Here is a 2,008-nt window from a genome sequence, read left to right as displayed (position 1 = left end):
CCGACCACGACGCCCTTGGGGCGTCCGGTGGAACCGGAGGTGAAGATGACATACGCCGCCGCGTTCTCCGGCAGCACCCGCTCAGGGGCGGTGTCCGGGTGCTCCGCAGCCACACCCGCAGGGGTGTCGAGCAACAGCACCGGCACATCACTGTCCGGCAGACGGCCCGCGACAGCGGTCGTGGTCAGGACAAGTGCCGGTTTGGCGTCCTCGAGGATCCAGCCGATCCGCTCGGCCGGGTAGTCCGGGTCCACGGGTACGTACGCCGCACCCGCCTTCACCACCGCATACAGCGCGACGATGAGCTCCAGCGACCGAGGTGCGGCAACGGCAACGAAGTCACCGCTTCCCACCCCCCGCGCGATCAGCTCGTGCGCCAGCCGGTTCGACCGCGCGTCCAACTCCGCATACGACAGCGACTCACCCTCGAACACCACAGCCGTCGCATCCGGGGTCCGGGCCACCTGCGCCTCGAACACACCAGGCAACGTCCCCGCCGCAACCTCACACCCGGTCGCGTTCCACTCCTCGACGACCAGACCACGCTCAAGGGACGGGAGGAGCTCCGCCCGGCCCGTCGGCAACTCGGCCTTGCCAGCCAGCGTGGCCAACAGCAGCCGGAGTTGCTTGCCGATCACGGCCACACGCTCGCCGTCGAAGACGTCGGGACGGTAGTCCAAGCGCAGATTGAACGAGGTGTCGTCCTGGGATGCGATGAGGCTGAGCGGGTAGTGAGTGGCGTCCCGGCTGGTGCCGGAAACGATGTTCAGACCCTTGTTGTCCTGCTCCAGCGAGTCGTCGTCGATCGGGTAGTTCTCGAACACGACAAGGGTGTCGAAGAGTTCGCTGTGCCCGGTCAGCCGCTGTACGTCGTTGAGCCCGATGTGGTGGTGCGGCAACAGGTTCGTCTGCTGCTCCTGCACCCGGTTCACGAGACTGCCCAGGGACTGGGCGGCATCGACCTGGACGCGTACCGGCAGGGTGTTGATGAACAGGCCGACCATGGACTCGATGCCCGGGATGTCCGCGGGGCGGCCCGAGACCGTGGCGCCGAACACCACGTCGTCGCGGCCCGTCAGATGGCTGAGCAGCAGCGCCCATGCCGTTTGCACGATGGTGTTCGTCGTGACGCCGAGCCGACGGGCCTGCGCGAGCAGGTCGGCCGTCTCGTCCGCGTTCAGCTCGACCACCAGCCGGTCCGGGAGCGCGGACTCCTGGCCCTCGGTGGGGCCGGCCAGAAGCGTCGGCTCCTCCAGGCCGTCGAACTCACGCGCCCAGGCGTCTTCGGCCTCCGTGCGGTCCTGCTCGGTGAGCCAGGCAAGGTAGTCGCGGTAGGGGGTCACCCGTGGCAGGCCGGAGTCGTCGCCGCTCGTGCCGTACAGCGCAAACAGCTCGTCCACCAGGATCGGCGTCGACCAGCCGTCGAGCAGGATGTGGTGGTTGGTCACCAGGAGACGGTGACGGTCCTGCCCCGTGGTGAACAGCGTGAAGCGCATCAGCGGAGGGGCCGTCAGGTCGAAGCGCCGGACACGGTCCTCGGACGCCAGTCGGGACAGCTCCGCCTGAAGGTCCGCCTCAGGGAGGCCGCTCAGGTCCGTGTCGGTCCACGGCAGCTCGACCCGCTGGGAGACCACCTGTACCGGGTCGCCGTTCTCGCGGGTGTGGAATCCGGCCCGCAGGTTGGCATGACGGGCGAGCAGCTTGGCGGCTGCCTTCTTCATCGCGTCGACATTCAGATCGCCTTCGAAGTCGAAGGCCATCTGCACGGAGTAGACGTCGGAACCCTCCGTGTCGTACAGCGCGTGGAAGAGCAGGCCTTGCTGTAGCGGCGCCAGCGGAAGGACGTCGGTCAATTGCGGCTGCTTCGCCCGCAGCCCGTCGAGCTCGCCCTGAGTGAGTTTCACCAGGGTGAAGTCGGAGGGGGTGTGGCCGCCGGCGCCGGGTCCTTCGGCGTGGGTGACGATGGCTTCGAGTGCGCGGAACCAGGTCTGTGCCAGATCCCGTACGT

Annotated in this window: 1 protein-coding gene; it reads right to left on the bottom strand. The window is 68.0% G+C overall.

Translation table 11 applies throughout. The annotated features are described in order from the left end of the window. On the bottom strand, positions 1-2,008 hold a 2,008-nt coding region (locus FHS38_RS34765; protein ID WP_184740593.1), incomplete at both ends, for a condensation domain-containing protein.

It is taken from the genome of Streptomyces netropsis (assembly GCF_014203545.1).
In the GTDB taxonomy this organism is placed as follows: Bacteria; Actinomycetota; Actinomycetes; order Streptomycetales; family Streptomycetaceae; genus Streptomyces; species Streptomyces netropsis.
This window is presented reverse-complemented; position numbering and strand designations above follow the sequence as displayed.